Raw genomic sequence first — 20,733 nt, 5'->3', positions numbered from 1 at the left:
TTTTCTCTATCAGGCCAGTCGACAAGTTACCCATGCTTGAGACCACAGCAACGCCAAGGAACGCATCGCTGCACCCGCCACTGGATACGCGGTATCAGGTCGAAACCCCCGAGGGCATCGATCTGCCACTGCGACCCGCGGGGTTGCTGGTCCGCTCCCTGGCTTTCGCCCTCGACCTGGGCATCCGCGGCCTGGTCATGGGCCTGCTGTTCATCGTCCTTGGCTTCTTCGGCGAAATCGGCATCGGTCTCGGTTCGATCCTACTGTTCCTGATCAGCTGGTGGTACATGGTGCTGTTTGAGGTCCTGAACCAGGGCCGCTCTCCAGGCAAGCTGCTGATGGGCCTGCGAGTAGTGCAGGACGACGGTACCCCTATTGGCTGGAGTGCCTCCCTGACCCGCAATCTGCTGCGCTTCGCCGACATGCTGCCGTTCGGCTATTTCCTCGGCGCCATCAGTTGCCTGCAACACCCCACCTTCAAGCGCCTCGGCGACCTGGCCGCCGGCACTCTGGTGATCTACCGCGAGCAGTCGGTCAAGCGCCCAGAGCTGCCAACCGCCGAGCCCCGTTCCGTGCCCTTCGCCCTGAGCCTGGATGAGCAACGTGCGATCCTCGGCTTTGCCGAGCGCCAAGGCCAGCTGTCGACCGAGCGGACTGGGGAGCTGGCGGCCATCCTCGCCCAACCGCTGCATGTGCCCACCGCCCAGGCCACTGCCGAACTCAATGGCATTGCCCGCGGCTTCCTGGGAGCGACATGAAACAAAGCCTTTTTGAAAGCCGTCACCAGCCGCAATGGCAGCACTTCGAGCAACAGCTTGAACAGCTGGAACGAGGCCGGGCCAAAAATGCGGATTGCCAGACCTTTGTCCAGGACTATCGTCGCCTGTGCCAACACCTGGCCCTGGCTCAGGAACGCGGCTACAGCAGCTATCTGATCGACCCGCTGCAGCAACTGGCGCTACGTGGCCATCAGCAGTTGTACCGCCAACGTACCGCCATCAGTGCCAATATTCTGGGCTTCATACTGGCCGGCTTTCCCCGCCTGGTGCGCCAGGAGTGGCGCCTGGTGTTGATCGCCAGCCTGCTGTTCTTCGGCAGCCTGCTGGGCATCGGCCTGCTGGTGTATCTGTTTCCCGAGCTGATCTACAGCGTGGTCAGCCCACAGCAAGTGACGGAAATGCAGGGCATGTACGACCCGGCTGCCGGGCGCCTGGGACGGGCCGCCGAACGGGCCTCCAGTGAAGACTGGGTGATGTTCGGCTACTACATCATGCACAACATCGGCATCGCCTTTCAGACCTTTGCCAGCGGCCTGTTGTTCGGCCTGGGCAGCGTGTTCTTCCTGTTTTTCAACGGCCTGATCATCGGTGCCATCGCCGGCCATCTGACCCAGATCGGCTTCGGCCAGACCTTCTGGCCCTTCGTCATTGGTCATGGCGCCTTTGAACTCACGGCCATTGCCCTGTCCGGTGCCGCCGGGCTGAAGCTGGGTTGGGCGCTGATCGCCCCCGGTCGCCTGCCTCGCGGCGAAGCCCTGTTGCAGGCGGCGCGAATCAGCGTGCAGTTGATCTACGGAGTGATTGCATTTCTGCTGATTGCCGCCTTTGTCGAAGCCTATTGGTCCTCCATGACCTGGCCCGCCGCCTGGATCAAATACAGCGTCGGTGCCGCACTCTGGAGCCTGGTGCTGGCGTACCTGAGCTTGGCCGGACGTGAATCCCATGCGCCTGAGTGACGCCAGTGTGGTGATCCGCCCGCGTAACGCCTGGGAAGCCATGGACCTGGGTGTACTCCTGAGCCAGCAGCACCGAGGCCTACTGATGAGCAGTTGGGCCCTCGTCAGCCTGCCGGTGTTTGCCTTGCTGACCCTGCTGCTGTGGGAAACCCCGTCCCTGGCGGTGCTGCTGTTCTGGTGGCTGAAGCCGGCTTTCGAGCGCCTGCCGCTGTTCATCCTGTCCAAGGCCCTGTTTGGCGAAACTCCGACCCTCGGACAGGCCCTGAGGCAATGGCCGCGCCTGCTCAAGCCGCAGTTACTGGCCAGCCTGACCTGGCGCCGTTTCAGCATGAGCCGCAGCTTTGTCATGCCCGTGGTCCAACTCGAAGGCTTGAGCGGTGACGCCCGGCAAATGCGCCTGGCGGTGCTGTTGCAGCGCAATGCCGGCGCTGCGCGCTGGCTGACCCTGATTGGCATGCACCTGGAAGGCGCCCTGTGGATCGGCCTGATGGTGTTGTTCTACCTGTTGCTGCCACAACAGATCGAGCTGGACTGGAACTGGCAGACGCTGATCATTGCCGCCCAGCAGGACTGGTTGTGGCTGGAGCACCTGACCAATGCCTTCTACGCCCTGGTCCTGGTCATCTGGGAACCGATCTACGTGGCCTGCGGCTTCAGCCTCTACCTCAACCGACGCACCGAGCTGGAAGCCTGGGACATCGAACTGGTGTTTCGCCGACTGCGCCAGCGATTGGCGGGAGTCACGGCACTGCTGCTGATGGTGGGGCTGATCCTGCTGACGCCGACCCAGTCACTCTGGGCTGCACCCCCCAGCAGTTCCGCAGCCGGCCCCGAGAGTCCGCGCCTGCTGCAGCAACCCCTGACCAGCAAGGCCTCGAAGGACAGCATCCAGGGCATCCTGGAAAAACCGCCGTTCAAGAATCAGGAGTCGGTCACCCGCTACCGCTTCGGCGATGAACAGACCCAGAAAAAAGATTCCAACAGCACGCCGCCGGGCTGGCTCAAGAGCCTGCTGGAGAGTCTCGGCAAGGACAGCTTCGGCAGCCTCGCCAAAAGCCTGGAAATCCTCCTCTGGGGCTTGCTGCTAGGGGGCCTGGGTTGGCTGATCTGGCGTTACCGCGACTGGCTGCGGGCGTTTGTCAGCCGCCGCCCGCTGCCGCGCAAAAAGCGCCCGGCAGCGACACCCCAGCAACTGTTCGGCCTGGAGGTCAGCAGCGAAACCCTGCCTGCAGATGTCGCGGCCCGCGCCGAAGAACTGTGGTCCAGCCAGCCCAGGGAAGCCTTGGGGCTGTTGTACCGGGCGCTGCTCAGTCGCTTGCTGGAAGATTTTCATCTGCCCCTGGGCGTAGCCGATACCGAAGGCCAGGTGCTGGAGCGGATCAAGGACCTGCAGCAGCCGCAACTGGAAGCGTTCAGTATCAGCCTGACCCGGCACTGGCAGAACATGGCCTACGGTCATCAGATACCCGGCGCAGACCTGCAACCGCAGCTGTGTAACGGCTGGCGCAGCCTGTTCGGCCCCGGAGCGCAATCATGAAGCGCTACCTGTGGGGAGGCCTGGCTCTGCTGCTGGTCCTGATACTTAGCGCCAGCGGCTACTACCTGTATCGCCACGCCACGCCTTATCAGGAGCTGGTCGACCACGGCCCTTCCCCGCAAGCCCGGGCCAACCCCTACCTGGCCGCCGAAATGTTTCTACGCGAGCGCGGTCTCAAGGTCGACCACGCCAACGGCCTGGAGGTGCTCGCCAGCTTGAAACCTGCCGGCAACAGCCTGCTGATGCTCGGGGAGCGCTCGAACATGAGCCCTGGCCAGGTCGATCAAGTGCTGGAGTGGGCCCGTGCCGGCGGCCGCCTGGTGTTTGTCGCCGAGGCCCTGTGGGACGAAGACAGCGAACAAAGCGGCGACCTGCTGCTGGACCGGGTGCAGATCCACCAGCAACTGAGCAAGGACCTTGAGCAGCCGCCGGAACAGCAGCCCGACGACGCCTATCCAAAACTGACCAAGGTCTACCTGGAAGACGAACAGGCACCGGCCTACATTGGCTTTGATACCGCCTTCCACCTGGACGACCCGGACGACCTTGCCCAGTCCTGGGCCAACAGTGGCGTCGCCACCCACATGATCCAGCTGGACTATGGCAAGGGCTCGGTCACCGTGCTGACCGATGCCGATATCTGGAAAGCCCCCGCCATTGGTCTCTACGACAACGCCTGGCTGCTGTGGTACCTGAACACCGATAGCGCCGTGACGCTGCTGTTCAATACTGAGCACCCAAGCCTCTGGCAATTGCTCTGGCGCTATTTCCCCCAGGCGCTGGTGGCCATCGCCCTGCTGGTCGGCCTGAGTCTCTGGCATGCGGGAGTGCGCCAGGGTCCATTGCTGGCACCACCGCCCAAGGCCCGACGCCAACTGCTCGAACATCTGCGCGCCAGTGCCGACTTCCTCCTCCGCCATGGCGGCCAGGCCGCCTTGCTGCATGCCTTGCAAGTGGATATCCGACGCCGGGCGCGACGTCGTCATCCGGGTTTCGAGCAGTTGGACGAAAACGCCCAGCGAGAGGTACTTGCCCTGCTCAGTCAACAACCCGTCAGTGCCGTCACTCAGGCACTGCAAGCCTTTTCCGGGCAGCGCCTTTCCAGCGCTGACTTCAGCCGCCAGGTCGCCCACCTGCAAACTCTCAGGAATGCCCTATGAGCGAACAACCCGTCGAACCGCTTGAGTCTGTCGAGCCGCCTCAAGCCCAGGCCCAGGCCCATGCGACCCAGCAGCGTCAACGGGCCAGCCAACTGGCCCAGGCCGTGCGCCAGGAACTGCAGAAGGTGGTGATCGGCCAGGAAGCCGTGATCGATGATGTGCTGACCGCGCTGATCGCCGGCGGCCACGTGCTGCTCGAAGGGGTCCCCGGCCTCGGCAAGACCCTGCTGGTACGTGCCCTGGCCCGGTGCTTCGGTGGCGAGTTCGCGCGCATCCAGTTCACCCCGGACCTGATGCCCAGCGACGTCACCGGGCATGCGGTGTACGACCTGCAAACCGAACAGTTCAAGCTGCGCAAGGGCCCGCTGTTCACCAACCTGCTGCTGGCGGATGAGATCAACCGCGCGCCGGCCAAGACCCAGGCGGCCCTGCTGGAAGCCATGCAGGAACGCCAGGTCACCCTGGAAGGCCGGGCGCTGCCCATTGCCCAGCCATTCATGGTGCTGGCGACCCAGAACCCCATCGAGCAGGAAGGGACCTACCCGCTGCCGGAAGCCGAACTGGACCGTTTCATGCTCAAGCTGCGCATGGATTACCCGGACGCCGAGGAAGAGCTGAACATGGTTCGCCAGGTCGCGCGCTCGACCCGCGCCGACATGCTCGACGTGCAGCCTCTACGCACTGTGCTGCAAGCCAAGGACGTGCTGGCCCTGCAACGCATTGCCAGCGACCTGCCCCTGGACGAACAGGTACTCGACTATGCCGTGCGCCTGGCTCGGGCAACCCGTAGCTGGCCTGGGCTGACCCTCGGCGCCGGCCCTCGCGCCTCCATTGCCCTGGTCCGCGGGGCACGGGCGCGGGCCCTGTTGCGGGGTGGCGAGTTCGTGATTCCGGATGACATCAAGGGCTGCGCCATGGCCGTGCTGCGGCATCGGGTCCGGGTTGCCCCGGAACTGGACATCGAAGGCCTGTCGGTGGAACAGGTGCTCAAGCAGATGCTTGAGCAGATCCCCGCACCGCGCCTGTGAGCAGCCCACGCCGATGAAGCCGACCCGTCTGCTGCTGATCTGGCTGGGCACCCTGGCTGGCCTGGACATTGTTCTCGGGGTAGTTCGCGCCCTGGGTATCGAGGTCGCCTCACGCCTGGACTCGATCGCCTGGGGCCTGATGCTGGCGCTGGTGCTGCTGGCATTGCTGGACGCCCTGCGCCTGCTGCGCCTGGCCTCGCCAGAGGTGCGTCGCCAGCTGCCCGGCAGCCTGCCCCTGGGACGCTGGAGCGAGGTGCAGCTGGAGATCTTGCACAGCTATCGACAACCCCTCGACGTGCAACTGTTCGATCACCCGCCCCAGGGACTGAGTTTCGAGCACCTGCCACAGTCAGTCAGTCTTGAGCCCGGCCAGGTCAGCCGGATCAGCTACAACGTGCGACCACTGCAGCGGGGCCACTTCAACTTCGAACAGTGTGAAGTCAGCCTGCCCAGCACCCTGGGTCTGTGGAGCGCCAGACGTCTGGTGAAGGTTCACGGCAGCACCCGGGTCTACCCGGACTTCGCCCGTCTCTATGGCGCACAATTGCTGGCCGTGGACAACTGGCTCAGCCAGCTTGGAGTGCGCCAGCTGCAACGCCGCGGCCTGGGACTGGAATTCAATCAACTACGCGAATTTCGCGAGGGCGACAGCCTGCGGCAGATCGACTGGAAGGCTACAGCCCGCCAGCGCACCCCCATCGCTCGGGAGTACCAGGACGAACGCGACCAGCAGATCATTTTCATGCTCGACTGTGGGCGTCGCATGCGCAGCCAGGATGGCGAACTGGCGCACTTCGACCATGCCCTCAACGCCTGCCTGTTGTTGAGCTATGTGGCCCTGCGCCAGGGGGATGCGGTGGGCCTGTGCAGCTTTGCCGCGGACACCTCGCGCTACCTTGCACCCGTCAAGGGCTCGGCCCAGCTCAGCGTCCTGCTCAACGGTGTCTACGACCTGCAGAGCAGCCAGCGTCCCGCCGACTACCAGGCCGCCGCCAGCGAGTTGCTGGCGCGCCAGAAACGCCGGGCATTGGTGGTACTGGTCACCAACCTGCGGGACGAAGATGACCAGGAGCTGCTGACCGCGGTCAAGCGCATCAGCCGCCAGCATCGGGTACTGGTGGCCAGCCTGCGCGAGGAAGTCCTTGACCAGTTGCGCCAGAGCCCGGTGCAAACCCTGCCCGAGGCACTGACCTATAGCGCGGCGGTGAACTACCTGAATACCCGGGCCGAACTCCATGAACGCCTGAGTGCCCACGGCATTGCCCTGCTCGACGCCCGTCCGGGGGAGCTGGGGGCCGAACTGGTCAGCCGTTATCTGAGTTGGAAGAAAGCCGGCAGCCTGTAGCGGCAGCCGCCTGCATCAGGCCGAAGTCTGCACCGGATGAAAACTGAAGTAATGACGCAGGGCTTGCTCCAGCTCGGCGAACTCGGGCGATACCCGCAACAGGCTGAAACCGCTGTCGTAGTGGTGAGGCGTGAGGTCCTCATGGCACCACAGGCAGCTGGCACTGAAATCGATCAATTGCACCTGCCCCTCACCGCAGGGCACCTTCACCCGCAACTCGAACTCGGCACCGATCAGCATTGGCAACTGGCTGATCAACATCAGCCCATCAGCAGAGAGATTGCCCAGGAAACCGACGGGCTTGTCAGTAAACCGGTTGAAGACTTTCAAGAAAGACGACAGTTGATGCCGCTCGATACGACGTTCCGTGAACATGCTGGGTATCGCTTTGGAAAGGCCATTAAGCATGACCGCACTAGTGCTTCGGAACGGGCCTTGAGTGCCGGCTCGTTCTCCCGGATTCGATGTGCGAGGAAAATCGCCAGAAGGATTCCAACGCTCCTGCCGCAGGCAAGGCTGAAGCAGAATTCGAAAAAGCTGCACGAATGTTAGCTCAAGCTTCTGGGGCAATTAAAGCGCCCCTGACGAGCGTCGATCACAAGGCAGTGTGGCGAACCTGAGCGGCACCGCGGGGCGGAAAATGCCCCAGTTGCTGCAGCGTCTCCAGGCGGGCCCGGGCGCGATAGGCGTATTCGCTGCTGGGGTACTGGGTAATGATGAACTGGTAAGTCTGCGCGGCATCGACGAACAAGCTCTGACGCTCCAGGCATTGCCCGCGCAGCATCGACACTTCCGGCTGGATATAGCGCCGCGCACGGCTGTCACGGTCGACTTGGCTCAACTCGAGCATCACGCTCTCGCAGTTGCCACGGTCATAAGCCCGGTAGGCGTTGTTCAAATGGTGATCCATGGACCAGCGGGTGCAGCCGACAACACTGACGGCCAGGGCAGCAATGAGTACGAATCGCATGAGGTATCTCCTGTCTTGTGCAGTGTATCGACTCATTGGCAAAAATCTTCAAGGTTGTTGCGGTAAACAAACAAACCAATAAGTAGTGCAAACGAACAATGACTACAACTTCGGAGCATAGTAGCCTCTCGTTGCGCTTGAACTCAGGAGTCCGTGCATGTCCGTTCGTCGTACCAAAATCGTCGCCACCCTTGGCCCGGCCAGTAACTCGCCGGAAGTTCTCGAACAGTTGATTCTCGCGGGACTGGATGTTGCCCGTCTGAACTTCTCCCACGGCACTCCGGACGAGCACAAGGCTCGCGCCCAACTGGTCCGCGACCTGGCAGCCAAGCACGGCCGCTTCGTTGCTATCCTCGGCGACCTGCAAGGCCCGAAAATTCGTATCGCCAAATTTGCCAACAAGCGTATCGAGCTGAAGATCGGTGACAAGTTCACCTTCTCCACCGGCCATCCGCTGACTGAAGGCACCCAGGACATTGTCGGCATCGACTACCCGGACCTGGTCAAGGACTGCGGCGTCGGTGACGAACTGCTGTTGGATGACGGCCGCGTGGTAATGCGCGTGGAAACCGCCACCGCCACCGAACTCAATTGCGTGGTCACCATCGGCGGCCCACTGTCAGACCACAAAGGCATCAACCGTCGTGGCGGTGGCCTGACGGCTCCGGCCCTGACCGAAAAAGACAAGGCCGACATCAAGCTGGCGGCCGAGATGCAAGTCGACTACCTGGCCGTGTCCTTCCCGCGTGATGCCGCCGATATGGAATATGCCCGCAAGCTGCGGGACGCAGCTGGCAGTACCGCTTGGCTGGTGGCAAAGATCGAACGCGCCGAAGCTGTGGCCGATGATGAAACCCTCGACGGCCTGATCAACGCCAGTGACGCAGTGATGGTGGCCCGTGGCGACCTCGGCGTGGAAATCGGCGACGCCGAGCTGGTGGGCATCCAGAAGAAAATCATCCTCCACGCCCGTCGTCACAACAAGGCAGTGATCGTTGCGACCCAGATGATGGAGTCGATGATCCAGAACCCGATGCCGACCCGTGCCGAAGTGTCCGACGTGGCCAACGCCGTGCTCGACTACACCGACGCGGTCATGCTCTCGGCGGAAAGTGCTGCCGGTGCCTACCCACTGGAAGCGGTCCAGGCCATGGCGCGGATCTGCGTCGGTGCGGAAAAACACCCCACCAGCAAGACCTCCAGCCATCGCATGGGCAAGGTGTTTGAAAGCTGTGACCAGAGCATCGCCCTGGCCGCCATGTACACCGCCAACCACTTCCCTGGCGTGAAGGCAATCATCGCCCTCACCGAAAGTGGCTACACCCCGCTGATCATGTCGCGTATCCGTTCTTCGGTGCCGATCTACGCCTACTCTCCACACCGTGAGACCCAGGCTCGCGCGGCCATGTTCCGCGGCGTCTACACCATCCCGTTCGACCCGGCTTCCCTGCCACCCGAGCAGGTCAGCCAGGCAGCGATCGATGAGCTGCTCAAGCGCGGTGTGGTAGAGAAAGGCGACTGGGTGATTCTCACCAAGGGCGACAGCTATCACACCACCGGCGGCACCAACGGCATGAAGATCCTGCACGTTGGCGACCCGATGGTCTGAGTTCTGGTTCGCTGAACACAAAAGCCCCGGCGTGAAAACGTCGGGGCTTTTTCATGCCTGCCCTGCCCCTGTAGCGACTGCCGAAGGTTGCGGCGACAGGGAACGAAAAACTTGGCGCCGCAACCTCAGCCTTTGGCAAGAAACCCCGATAACGCGGCAATCGCTTCCGGCGAGCGCAAACGCTGGGTGAACAACGCGCCCTCTTGCGCTATTACCTCACGCAGTTGCTGGCGGTCCGGGGCTTTCATCAAGTGCTTGCTGACCTGTACCGCTGCCGGCGCCAACTGACTGAAACGCAACGCCACTTCCCTGGCCCTGGCCAGAGTCGCCACGCCATCCCCCAGGGCGGCAGTGGCAATTCCCCAGGCCGCGGCCTGTTCACCACTGAAACCCTCACCGAGCAACAACAACTCAGCCGCCTTGGCCTGTCCCAACAAACGCGGCAGGATCAGGCTCGAACCAAACTCCGGGCACAGGCCAAGGTTGACGAACGGCATACGCAACCGTGCATCACGGCTGACATAGACCAGGTCGCAATGCAGCAGCAAGGTGGTGCCAATGCCCACCGCAGCACCAGCCACTGCCGCCACCACCGGCTTGCGACACTCCAGCAGATTAAGCATGAACTGGAACACCGGACTGTCGAGGTCGCTGGGTGGCTGTTGCAGAAAGTCGGCAATGTCGTTGCCTGCGGTAAAGCACTCGCTGCTACCGCAGATCAGCAGGGCATTGATTTCCGGGTCGGCGTCCGCCTCGGCCAGGGCCTCGGCCAAGCGGCTGTACATGGCACGGGTCAGGGCGTTTTTCTTGTCGGGGCGGTTCAGGCGCAGGGTCAGCAGCCCGCCCTCGCGTTGCAGCTCGATGGCATCGGTCATGTAGGTCTCGCTCTGGAAGAATCAGCACTCAACCACGGGGCAGGAACACATCGGCCAGCAGTTGATTGCGCGGCAGCCCCGCCAGGTACAGGCGCCGGGCAAAGGCTTCGACACTGTCAGGGTGCCCGCAGAGTAAGGCCTGGGTTTGCCGGGAAACAAGCCGCAGTTGCGCCAAAGCCGCTGTCAGCCCGGCCCCCTCCCAAAGTTCGACAGTCAGTTGGGGACGGTTCGCCGCCAGGGCGGCCAAGGGTTTGGCCAAGTAATGCTCACTGCTGTCATGGGCCAGGTGAATGACCCGGATAGGGCCTTGGTGATCCTGACGCAGGGCCTCGCGCAATACGCCGAACAACGGCGCCAGCCCGGTCCCCGACGCCAGCAGCCAGAGCGGCCGCTGCTGCCAGTTCGGATCATAGTGCAACGCGCCGCCTCGCAGTTCGCCCAGGCGGACGGAGTCGCCGAGCTGCAACTGGCGGGCTTGATCGCTGAATTGCCCCGGGTGCCGGCAATCCAGGTGAAACTCCAGAAAACGGTCTTCTTCAGGCAGGCTGGCCAGGGAGTAAGGCCGAGCAATCTGATTGGCAGCCCACAACACCAGATGCTGGCCGGCGCGGTAACGCAGTGGCCGTTCAGGTTGCAAACGCAAGCGCAGGACCGTAGATGACAGCCAGTCGATCCCAATAACCGTAGCCGGCAGGCCATCACGCAAAGGATCGAAGGTCTCGACCTGCAGGTCTTCCACCACCTGGCACTGGCAGGCCAGGCGCCAGCCACGACGGCGCTGTTCATCGCTCAATGCATCCGGCCGGCTGTCGCTGGGCAGGCCCTGGACACAATGCACCAGGCAAGCGTGGCAACTGCCGGCGCGACAGCTGTAAGGCACCGCCACACCGGCCTGACACAAGGCATCCAGCAGGTTGCTTCCAGGCGCCACCGACCAGCGTCGCGCGCCGACAGACAATTCAGGCATCGAGATTTTCCCAGGCCGCGGAACAACGATTGCGGCCGTCGCGCTTGGCCCGGTACAGCGCCTGATCGGCGCGCTGCAGGGCATTGTCCAGATCGTCGCCGGCCTGCAGCAGGGTCATCCCCGCCGACAGACTCAGGTCACGCACATTCAGGCCCACCAGTTGCACCTCCATGAAGGCCAGGCGCAAACGCTCGCAGCAGGAGGTCAGGCGTTCGGCATCACACTCGGGAAGCAGGATCACGAATTCCTCACCACCATAGCGAGCCAAGACATCGCCATCGCGCAGGCACGCCGTAGCCACCGCGCCGAACGCCTGCAGCACCTGGTCTCCCGCGGCATGGCCGTGGATATCGTTGATGCGTTTGAAATGGTCCAGATCGATCAACGCCAGCCCATGCACCTGTTCCTGATCCATGGCTTGCAATTCGCGACTGGCAATTCGTAGAAAGTGTCGGCGATTGAACAGGCCGGTCAACTCATCGGTGGCCACCAGATCCTCCAGCTGTCGCATCATTCCCCGCAGGGTGTCCTGATGGGCTTGCAAGGCGAAACGCCGCTGGCGCATGCGTGAACGCGAAGCCTGGACATAGGCCGCATACAGGCACATCCATACCAGCATCACCAGCAGGACACAGACTTGCAGCGCCGCCAGTTGCGGATCGGCAAGGACGAAGTGATAACCGTCCCACAGGGTGACTCCGGCAAAGCAGAAGAAGATCAGTACTGCACAGCGCAGATAGGCCCCGCGGGATAGATGAAACAGACCGAACAACAGCGGCAGGATATAGAACACCAGGAAGGTCCCGCGGGCCTGATCCAGATGGGCGATCAACCAGGTCTGCCAGGCAATGCCCAGGACCACCTGGAACTCGGTCAGGCTGGGATCGGCAAACCGCAGGTTGCGGCCGCTGGCGAATACCCAATACAGCAGTCCCTGACTGGCCAGGACCAGAGTCGTGACCCACAGCGCACTGGTGGTCGAGGCGCGGTAATGCCCCGTGAGAACCGCCAGCCAGAACAGCAGCAGAATCAGTCCGTAGGTGCCCGCGGCAATACTGAAGCGCTTGAGCAACAAGCTCTGGATGGCTTTATGGGTCAATCGTTGACTCACCGTGAGAAAGGAGGCTTAAAGAGTTTCCTACCCTGCAGGCCACTTGCCACTTTAGTGCTGCAGCAGACAAATGACTATCCAAATTTTAAGCCGTGATCCGGGGTTTCGCCGCTGTTTCACGCAAGAACAGTGCCCATCCGATGGGCGACTTTCGTTTGCCTGGCTGGCGGGTGTGCCCAACCCCCAGGCGCGGTATACTGCGGCGCCTTTTTAGCGTCGCGCCAGTTGTTGTCCGGCGTGCCTTGGAAGGTGACTGCAACCGACCGATGCACCCAAGCTGCAGTCACCTTTATTAAATGTTCCCGTCTTTTAGAGGAGCGCGACTCATGACCGTGATCAAGCAAGACGACCTGATTCAGAGCGTTGCCGACGCCCTGCAGTTCATTTCCTACTACCACCCCGTGGACTTCATCCAGGCGATGCACGAGGCCTACCTGCGCGAAGAGTCGCCGGCCGCCCGTGACTCCATGGCGCAGATCCTGATCAACTCGCGCATGTGCGCCACCGGTCACCGGCCAATCTGCCAGGACACCGGCATCGTCACCGTATTCGTTCGCGTGGGCATGGACGTGCGCTGGGACGGCGCCACCATGGGCCTGGATGACATGATCAACGAAGGCGTGCGTCGCGCCTACAACCTGCCGGAAAACGTCCTGCGCGCATCCATCCTGGCCGACCCGGCCGGCGCACGGAAAAACACCAAGGACAACACCCCGGCGGTGATCCACTACTCCATCGTCCCGGGCAACACCGTGGAAGTGGATGTGGCGGCCAAGGGCGGCGGCTCCGAGAACAAATCGAAGATGGCCATGCTCAACCCGTCCGACTCGATCGTCGACTGGGTGCTGAAAACCGTTCCGACCATGGGCGCCGGCTGGTGCCCACCGGGCATGCTGGGCATCGGCATCGGCGGTACCGCCGAGAAAGCCGCGGTAATGGCCAAGGAAGTGTTGATGGAGTCCATCGACATCCACGAGCTCAAGGCTCGCGGTCCGTCCAACCGCATTGAAGAAATGCGCCTGGAGCTGTTCGAGAAGGTCAACCAACTGGGCATCGGCGCCCAGGGCCTGGGCGGCCTGACCACCGTGCTCGACGTGAAGATCATGGACTACCCGACCCACGCCGCCTCCTTGCCGGTGTGCATGATCCCCAACTGCGCCGCCACCCGCCACGCACACTTCGTGCTCGACGGTTCCGGCCCGGCCTCGCTGGAAGCGCCACCGTTGGACGCCTACCCGGAAATCGTCTGGGAGGCCGGCCCGTCGGCTCGTCGCGTCAACCTCGATACCCTGACCCCGGAAGACGTGCAAAGCTGGAAACCGGGTGAAACCGTCCTTCTCAACGGCAAGATGCTCACTGGCCGTGATGCTGCGCACAAGCGCATGGTCGAGATGCTCAACAAGGGTGAAACCCTGCCGGTAGACCTCAAGGGTCGCTTCATCTACTACGTTGGCCCGGTAGACCCGGTGGGCGACGAAGTGGTTGGCCCGGCCGGCCCGACCACCGCTACGCGGATGGACAAGTTCACCCGACAGATCCTCGAGCAGACCGGCCTGCTGGGCATGATCGGCAAGTCCGAGCGTGGCCCAACCGCCATTGAAGCGATCAAGGACAACAAAGCCGTGTACCTGATGGCCGTTGGCGGCGCCGCCTACCTGGTGGCCCAGGCGATCAAGAAGTCCAAGGTCCTGGCCTTTGCCGAACTGGGCATGGAAGCGATCTACGAGTTCGACGTCAAGGACATGCCGGTCACTGTCGCAGTCGACAGCAAGGGCGAGTCGGTACACATCACCGGTCCTGCCATCTGGCAGAAAAAGATCAGTGACAGCCTGGCGGTAGAAGTGCAGTAAGCCCTTCCCCCCGTTCGGCAAAAGCGCCGGGCTGTTGATTCAACAGCCCGGCGCTTTTTTATGTTCCGCGCTTTATCGAAACTGTCCGCGATCAACGTTCCACCCGGCGCTCATGCTATCGTTCCCGCCCCCATTGCAGCCTGCCCTGACTCATGGCCCAGATCTCTCGCCCACTCCGCCTGACGTTCTATATCCTGGTGATTCTCGCTGGCACCGTCATCAGCGCTGGCCTGGCCATGCGTCATGCCGAGCGCCAGACCCTGGTGGAGGATGCTGCCCGAGCCAATGAGCAGTTGGGGCTGTATGCCAACTCCCTGCACACCCTGATCGAACGTTATCGCGCCTTGCCGGCGGTGCTGGCCCTGGACCCGGAACTGCGCTCGGCGCTCCTGGGCCCGGTGACAGAGCAAACCCAGGATGTGCTGAACCGCAAACTGGAAAAGATCAACGGTGCCGCCCGCTCCTCGACCCTCGAGCTGCTGAACCACGAAGGCTTGGCCGTGGCCGCCAGTAACTGGCGCCTGCCCAGCAGCTATGTCGGCCACAACTACGGCTTTCGCCCCTACTTCAAGCAGACCCGCAGCCAGGGCAGCGGGCGCTTTTATGCGGTCGGCGTGACCAGCGGCATTCCCGGCTATTTCCTTTCCAGCGCGGTCAAGACCGATAACGAGGACTTCCTCGGGGCCATGGTGGTCAAGCTGGAGTTTCCCGAACTGGAACATGAATGGAGCCAAGGCAATGACACCCTGTTGGTGAGCGATGCCCGGGGCATCATCTTCATCGCCAACCAGCCCGGCTGGCGCTACCGGCAGCTGCAGCCGCTGTCCGACAACGACCTGGCGGAAATCAAGCTCACCCGCCAGTACGACAAACAACCTCTGACGCCGTTGCAACACACGACCCTGCAGCAGTTTGACGACAGCAGCCGCCTGGTCCGGGTCGACGGCCCTGAAGGCAGTGCCAACTACCTCTGGGAATCCCTGCCGCTGACTGCCGAGGGCTGGACCCTGCACCTGCTGCGCAAGCCGGCGAATGCCTTCGAGGAAAGCCGCAACGCCGGTCTCGCCGCCGCCGGCCTCTGGCTGAGCCTGGTGTTCCTGTTGCTGTTCCTCAACCAGCGCTGGCGCCTGGGCAAAATCCGCCAGCGCAACCGTGAAGAACTCGAGCAATTGGTCCAGGAGCGCACCCGGGATCTGCGCACTGCACAGGAAGGCCTGGTGCAGTCGGCCAAACTCGCCGCCCTGGGGCAGATGTCCGCGGCCTTGGCCCACGAAATCAACCAACCCCTGACCGCCCAGCGCATGCAGCTTGCGACGCTGAGACTGCTGCTGGATCACGGCCGGGTGGATGAAGCCTACAAGGCCCTGCGCCCACTGGACGACATGCTGACCCGCATGGCCGCCCTCACCAGCCATCTCAAGATCTTCGCCCGCAAAAGCCCTAGTGGCTTGCGCGAACGCCTGGACCTGGCAGCGGTGGTGGACCAGTCGCTGCACTTGCTGGAAGCCCGGCTGCGCGCCGAAGAGATCGAAGTCGTGCTGCACCTGACCCGTCCGGCCTGGGTCCGGGGCGATGCCATCCGCCTGGAGCAGGTGTTGATCAATCTACTGCGCAACGCCCTTGACGCCATGCAGGACAAAGCTCACAAGCGCCTGGAGATCCGCCTCGAGGCCGAGGATCAATTGTGGCAACTGCGGGTGGCCGACACCGGTGGCGGGATCGCCGAAGAACACCTGCTGAGCGTGTTCGACCCATTCTTCACCACCAAACCCGTGGGCGATGGCCTGGGCCTGGGGCTGGCGGTGTCCTACGCCATCGTCCATGAACTGGGCGGCCGCCTGAGCGCGGCCAACCAGGATCAGGGCGCGGTGTTCACCCTCAGCCTGCCTATCGACCTGGAGGCACATATCCAATGCTGAACTCGGTAATCGTGGTGGATGACGAAGCCAGCATCCGCACCGCCATCGAACAATGGCTGAGCCTGTCGGGGTTCGAGGTCCAACTGTTCAGTCGGGCCGAGGACTGCCTGGCGCATCTGCCCAGGGACTTCCCCGGGGTGATCCTTAGCGATGTGCGCATGCCCGGCATCAGTGGCCTGGAACTGCTGGGCCAGGTTCAGCTCCTGGATCCCGACCTGCCGATCATTCTTCTCACCGGCCACGGCGACGTGCCCATGGCGGTGGAAGCCATGCGCGACGGAGCCTACGACTTCCTGGAAAAACCCTTCAGCCCCGACACCCTGCTCAGCAGCCTGCGCCGGGCCCTGGACAAGCGCCGCCTGGTCATGGAGAACCGCCGCCTGCACCAACAGGCCGATAGTCGGGCCAAGCTCGACAGCACCCTGCTCGGAGTGTCCCGGGCCTTGCAGACCCTGCGTCGCCAGGTGCTGGAACTGGCTGCCCTGCCGGTGAATGTGCTGATCCGCGGGGAAACCGGCAGCGGCAAGGAGCTGATTGCCCGCTGCCTGCATGATTTCGGCCCCCGGGCCGGCAAGCCCTTCGTTGCCCTGAACTGTGCGGCGATCCCTGAACAACTGTTCGAGGCCGAGTTGTTCGGTCACGAAAGCGGCGCCTTCACCGGCGCCCAGGGCAAGCGCATCGGCAAGTTGGAGTACGCCCATGGCGGTACGCTGTTTCTCGACGAAATCGAAAGCATGCCCCTGGCCCAGCAGGTCAAGCTGCTGCGGGTGCTGCAGGAACAGAAACTCGAACGCCTGGGCTCCAACCAGAGCATCAAGGTCGACCTGCGGATCATCGCCGCGACCAAACCCGACCTGCTGGACGAAGCCCGGGCCGGACGTTTCCGTGAAGACCTGGCCTATCGCCTGACCGTCGCCGAACTGCGACTACCGCCGCTGCGAGAACGTCGCGAGGACATTCCGTTGCTGTATGAGCACTTCGCCCATGCCGCCGCCGAACGCCTGGGGCGCAGCAACACGCCCTTGAGCGGCACGCAGTTGAGCCGCCTGCTCAGCCATGACTGGCCGGGCAACGTGCGCGAACTGGCCAACGTCGCCGAACGCCAAGTGCTGGGTCTGGGAGAGCCGGAAACCGAAGTCATCGACGCCGGCCAGTCTCTGGCTGCACAGCAGGAAGCCTTCGAGGCCCAGTGCCTGCGCGCCGCCCTGACCCGCCACAAGGGCGACATCAAGGCAGTGCTCAACGAACTGCAACTGCCACGCCGGACGCTGAACGAAAAGATGCAACGTCATGGGCTGACCAGAGAGATGTTTGTCAAAGGCAGCTGAACGCTCCAACCTCCGAAGCTAGCGGCTGCAGCAGCTGCTCTTCGGCAATTTCCCGCTCACCCAACCCTCCCCCACAAGCGGATTTCCGCTCATTATTTCCAGCGCCCCCCTCTAAACCGGGGCTCTCTCTCCTGGCACAGGTCCTGCTATAGCCCTTGTAGGCTGCGCTTGCGCGCACTCCACAAAAACAATGAATAGAAGGGTCCGTCATGGATATCTCTAATACCCTGCCTGCTGGGTCGGCGGCTGTGCCCGCCAAAGAAAAGACCACTGCCAGTCGCCTGAAATCGATTTTCAGCGGCTCCGTCGGCAACATGGTCGAGTGGTACGACTGGTACGTCTATGCGGCTTTCTCGTTGTACTTCGCCAAGGTTTTCTTCCCCAAGGGCGACACCACTGCCCAACTGCTGAACACCGCCGCAATCTTCGCCGTGGGCTTCTTGATGCGGCCGATCGGTGGCTGGTTGATGGGCTTGTACGCCGACCGCAAAGGCCGTAAAGCCGCGCTGATGGCCTCGGTGCTGCTGATGTGCTTCGGTTCCCTGATCATCGCCCTGACCCCAGGTTATGAAACCATCGGCGTCGGCGCGCCAATCATGCTGGTACTGGCGCGCCTGATGCAGGGTCTGTCGGTGGGCGGTGAATACGGCACCTCGGCGACCTATCTCAGTGAGATGGCGACCAAGGAGCGCCGTGGCTTCTTCTCCAGCTTCCAGTACGTCACCCTGATCTCCGGCCAGCTCATCGCCCTGGCGGTGCTGATCGTCCTGCAAAACGTTTTGACCACCGAAGAACTGCAATCCTGGGGCTGGCGGATTCCGTTCGGCATCGGTGCCCTCTGCGCAGTCGTAGCGCTGTACCTGCGTCGCGGCATGGAAGAAACCGAGTCCTTCACCAAGAAGAAGGAAAAGCCCAAAGAAAGCCTGATGCGTACCCTGATGCGCCATCCGAAAGAGCTGATGACCGTGGTCGGCCTGACCATGGGCGGCACCCTGGCTTTCTACACCTACACCACCTACATGCAGAAATACCTGGTGAACACCGTCGGCATGAGCATTTCCGACTCCACCACCATTTCCGCAGCCACACTGTTCCTGTTCATGTGCCTGCAACCGGTGATCGGTGCGCTGTCGGACAAGATCGGCCGTCGTCCGATCCTGATCGCCTTCGGTATCCTCGGCACAATCTTCACCGTGCCGATCCTGACCACCCTGCACACCATTCAAAGCTGGTGGGGCGCATTCTTCCTGATCATGGCCGCGCTGATCATCGTCAGCGGCTACACCTCGATCAACGCAGTAGTCAAAGCCGAGCTGTTCCCCACCGAGATCCGTGCACTGGGCGTCGGCCTGCCGTACGCACTGACCGTATCGATCTTTGGCGGCACCGCTGAATACATCGCGCTGTGGTTCAAGAGCATCGGCATGGAAACCGGCTACTACTGGTATGTCACCGCGTGCATAGCCTGTTCATTGCTGGTCTACGTGACCATGAAGGACACCCGCAAGCACTCGCGGATCGAGACCGACTGAGAAAAAAACGCCCGGGTGCAAGGCCCGGGCGTATGGGTTGGTCTATCTCTGTGGGAACGTTTTCGCCGGTAAGCCGGCGCCCACAGTGAGCCTGGGCTCAGGACAGTTCAGCGGCACCCTGTCGCGAGTAGCGGTTCTGCGCCCAGGACGCACCAACAATCAGCACCAGCAGGATCCCCGCCAATACCGCCGACGAGCCGATTGTGCCGAAGTCCAGGCCACCCTTTTCATGGGGCTTGGTCAGGAAGTCGCCCAGGGTCGCGCCGAATGGCCGGGTCAGGACGAAAGCCAGCCAAAACAGCAGCACCGACGACAGCTTGGTGAAGTACTTGAGCAATACCACCACCACAATGGTGGAGCCGATCAGCAACGCCCCGCCTGCAAACCCCAAACCCGAATCGTCCGCCAGGTAATCGCCGAGAGCCGTGCCCAGGGTGTTGGAGAACAGAATCGCCGTCCAATAGAACATCTCGCCACGAAAGGTCTGGATCTTGTTCACATTCAGTGAGTCGCCGCTCAGGCGCCAGGCCACGAAGATCGTCAGCAGTATTGCGATCAGGATCAGCGAACCACTGGCATAACCCAGGCCCAGCGTGCGGTCCATGAAGTCCGACATCGTGGTGCCGGCGGTGCTGGTGGAGAGAATCACCATCCAGTACAGCAGCGGGTTGTAGGTTTTCGAAAACAGCTGGGTCAACAAGGTCAGCAGGAACACGCTGATGAGGATCAGCGAACTGATGGCGTAACCGACGTTGAGGGTCATCGACAGCAGGTCACCCGCAGTTTCGCCCAGGGTCGTCGCGCAGATTTTCATGACCCAGAAGGCCAGGGTGATCTGAGGAAGTTTGTTCATTTGCAAAGAAGCTCCAAGGGTCACATTCAAGATGGCCTGTCTTGGGTGCAGGCTTGCGCGGAGGCTGAACGCCACGGGGTGAAAAATAGGTAAGGCTTGAATGAAAAAACCGTTGAAAGGTTTTGCAACTCACCGATTGCTCAATTAATGACCAGTTAATGCTCGGTGTTTAGCCTGGTACTGAATCCAAGTCGAGACTTGGTCCGTATACAGAGTGAGGCTTGAACGCGGTAATCGACGGAGAATGGCGACCCCCTACACATCGATAAAATCGATTTTAATTAGCATTAATTTGCGCTTTTCAATCAATTTTACCGGAGTAGGATTAATTCCAAGCCCAACGCACACACCTCAACGAACCCGGAGTCACCACCATGAAAAGCAAACTGATCCTCGCCCTGACCCTCTCGGTACTGGCTGCCAACACCTTCGCAGCAGATGGCTATGACCGCACTGGTTCCGCCACCCTCGCCGCTGACGGTTACGACCGCACCGGCTCCGCCACCTTCGCTGCTGACGGCTACGACCGCACCGGCTCCGCCACCTTCGCTGCTGACGGCTACGACCGCACCGGCTCCGCCACCTTCGCTGAAGACGGCTACGACCGCACCGGCTCCGCCACCTTCGCTGCTGACGGCTACGACCGCACCGGTTCCGCCACCCTCGCTGAAGACGGCTATGACCGCACCGGTTCCGCCACCTTCGCTGCTGACGGCTACGACCGCACCGGTTCCGCCACCCTCGCTGAAGACGGCTATGACCGCACCGGTTCCGCTACCTTCGCTGCTGACGGTTACGACCGCACCGGTTCCGCCACCATCAGCTGATCGATCCATGTGACATCACAGCCCGGCTTCGGCCGGGCTTAGTCTTTTTCGGCCAAGAGAAATCCTCGCCCCTCCCCCCAACCCGCT

Annotated in this window: 18 protein-coding genes; 12 read left to right on the top strand and 6 right to left on the bottom strand. The window is 62.3% G+C overall.

The window, feature by feature from the left end:
• Positions 1-32: 32 nt before the first annotated feature.
• From GV818_RS09525 to GV818_RS09500, 6 genes are read left to right on the top strand one after another with little or no spacing between them, the layout of a single operon-like run.
• Complete coding sequence (locus GV818_RS09525; RefSeq protein ID WP_161756169.1) at positions 33-758, top strand: RDD family protein; 726 nt, start codon at positions 33-35, stop codon at positions 756-758.
• The gene (locus tag GV818_RS09520; RefSeq protein WP_161756170.1) at positions 755-1,735 is read left to right on the top strand and encodes a stage II sporulation protein M; all 981 of its coding nucleotides are present in this window, start codon (positions 755-757) and stop codon (positions 1,733-1,735) included. Before GV818_RS09525 ends, GV818_RS09520 begins: the two co-directional genes overlap by 4 nt.
• Positions 1,722-3,272, top strand: a complete 1,551-nt coding sequence (locus GV818_RS09515; RefSeq protein ID WP_161776420.1) for a DUF4129 domain-containing protein — start codon at positions 1,722-1,724, stop codon at positions 3,270-3,272. Before GV818_RS09520 ends, GV818_RS09515 begins: the two co-directional genes overlap by 14 nt.
• Positions 3,269-4,432 carry a DUF4350 domain-containing protein gene (locus tag GV818_RS09510; protein WP_161776419.1) on the top strand — a complete coding sequence of 388 codons (1,164 nt, stop codon included), beginning with the start codon at positions 3,269-3,271 and terminating at the stop codon, positions 4,430-4,432. The genes GV818_RS09515 and GV818_RS09510 overlap by 4 nt, the downstream gene beginning before the upstream one ends.
• Entirely contained in the window at positions 4,429-5,460 is a 1,032-nt protein-coding gene (locus GV818_RS09505) for an AAA family ATPase (RefSeq protein WP_161776418.1), read from the top strand. Before GV818_RS09510 ends, GV818_RS09505 begins: the two co-directional genes overlap by 4 nt.
• A gap of 13 nt (positions 5,461-5,473) precedes the next feature.
• On the top strand, positions 5,474-6,805 hold the full coding sequence (locus GV818_RS09500) for a DUF58 domain-containing protein (protein ID WP_161756174.1): 1,332 nt from the start codon (positions 5,474-5,476) through the stop codon (positions 6,803-6,805).
• A gap of 15 nt (positions 6,806-6,820) precedes the next feature.
• Here the strand turns inward: GV818_RS09500 and GV818_RS09495 are convergent, their stop codons facing one another.
• Complete coding sequence (locus GV818_RS09495; RefSeq protein WP_161756175.1) at positions 6,821-7,180, bottom strand: PilZ domain-containing protein; 360 nt, start codon at positions 7,178-7,180, stop codon at positions 6,821-6,823.
• A 220-nt stretch (positions 7,181-7,400) separates the two neighbouring features.
• Positions 7,401-7,775, bottom strand: a complete 375-nt coding sequence (locus tag GV818_RS09490) for a tetratricopeptide repeat protein (protein ID WP_161756176.1) — start codon at positions 7,773-7,775, stop codon at positions 7,401-7,403.
• A 157-nt stretch (positions 7,776-7,932) separates the two neighbouring features.
• On the opposite strand from GV818_RS09490, the gene pyk reads away from it, so the two are divergent.
• Positions 7,933-9,384, top strand: coding sequence for a pyruvate kinase (pyk, locus tag GV818_RS09485; protein ID WP_161756177.1), 1,452 nt, complete (start codon positions 7,933-7,935; stop codon positions 9,382-9,384).
• Positions 9,385-9,509: 125 nt separating this feature from the next.
• On the opposite strand, the gene GV818_RS09480 is transcribed toward pyk, so the two are convergent.
• From GV818_RS09480 to GV818_RS09470, 3 genes are read right to left on the bottom strand one after another with little or no spacing between them, the layout of a single operon-like run.
• A complete protein-coding gene (locus GV818_RS09480) occupies positions 9,510-10,259 on the bottom strand; it encodes an enoyl-CoA hydratase-related protein (protein WP_161756178.1) in 750 nt (249 codons plus the stop codon).
• A 28-nt stretch (positions 10,260-10,287) separates the two neighbouring features.
• Positions 10,288-11,226: an iron-sulfur-binding ferredoxin reductase gene (locus GV818_RS09475; RefSeq protein ID WP_161776417.1), complete on the bottom strand. Its 939-nt coding sequence runs from the start codon at positions 11,224-11,226 to the stop codon at positions 10,288-10,290.
• Positions 11,219-12,325: a GGDEF domain-containing protein gene (locus GV818_RS09470; protein WP_161756180.1), complete on the bottom strand. Its 1,107-nt coding sequence runs from the start codon at positions 12,323-12,325 to the stop codon at positions 11,219-11,221. Before GV818_RS09470 ends, GV818_RS09475 begins: the two co-directional genes overlap by 8 nt.
• Positions 12,326-12,663: 338 nt before the next feature.
• Here GV818_RS09470 and GV818_RS09465 point away from each other — a divergent pair, with 338 nt between their 5' ends.
• The 4 genes from GV818_RS09465 to GV818_RS09450 all read left to right on the top strand — a co-directional run bounded on the left by GV818_RS09465 (position 12,664) and on the right by GV818_RS09450 (position 18,966).
• Positions 12,664-14,187, top strand: a complete 1,524-nt coding sequence (locus tag GV818_RS09465) for a fumarate hydratase (RefSeq protein ID WP_161756181.1) — start codon at positions 12,664-12,666, stop codon at positions 14,185-14,187.
• Between the two features lie 152 nt (positions 14,188-14,339).
• On the top strand, positions 14,340-16,106 hold the full coding sequence (locus GV818_RS09460; protein WP_161756182.1) for a sensor histidine kinase: 1,767 nt from the start codon (positions 14,340-14,342) through the stop codon (positions 16,104-16,106).
• Positions 16,100-17,434, top strand: a complete 1,335-nt coding sequence (locus GV818_RS09455; RefSeq protein ID WP_161756183.1) for a sigma-54-dependent transcriptional regulator — start codon at positions 16,100-16,102, stop codon at positions 17,432-17,434. The genes GV818_RS09460 and GV818_RS09455 overlap by 7 nt, the downstream gene beginning before the upstream one ends.
• A 209-nt stretch (positions 17,435-17,643) precedes the next feature.
• Positions 17,644-18,966: an MFS transporter gene (locus GV818_RS09450; protein ID WP_161776416.1), complete on the top strand. Its 1,323-nt coding sequence runs from the start codon at positions 17,644-17,646 to the stop codon at positions 18,964-18,966.
• 97 nt (positions 18,967-19,063) lie between these two features.
• Here the strand turns inward: GV818_RS09450 and GV818_RS09445 are convergent, their stop codons facing one another.
• A complete protein-coding gene (locus GV818_RS09445) occupies positions 19,064-19,819 on the bottom strand; it encodes a COG4705 family protein (RefSeq protein ID WP_161776415.1) in 756 nt (251 codons plus the stop codon).
• A 374-nt stretch (positions 19,820-20,193) separates the two neighbouring features.
• Between GV818_RS09445 and GV818_RS09440 the strand changes: the two genes are divergently transcribed.
• Complete coding sequence (locus GV818_RS09440) at positions 20,194-20,646, top strand: heme utilization protein (RefSeq protein WP_161776414.1); 453 nt, start codon at positions 20,194-20,196, stop codon at positions 20,644-20,646.
• Positions 20,647-20,733 lie beyond the last annotated feature (87 nt).

This window comes from Pseudomonas sp. Fl4BN1, from assembly GCF_009908285.1.
Lineage (GTDB): Bacteria > Pseudomonadota > Gammaproteobacteria > Pseudomonadales > Pseudomonadaceae > Aquipseudomonas.
Note: the sequence above shows the minus strand (reverse complement) of the source record. Positions and strands in the feature narration are given on the sequence as shown.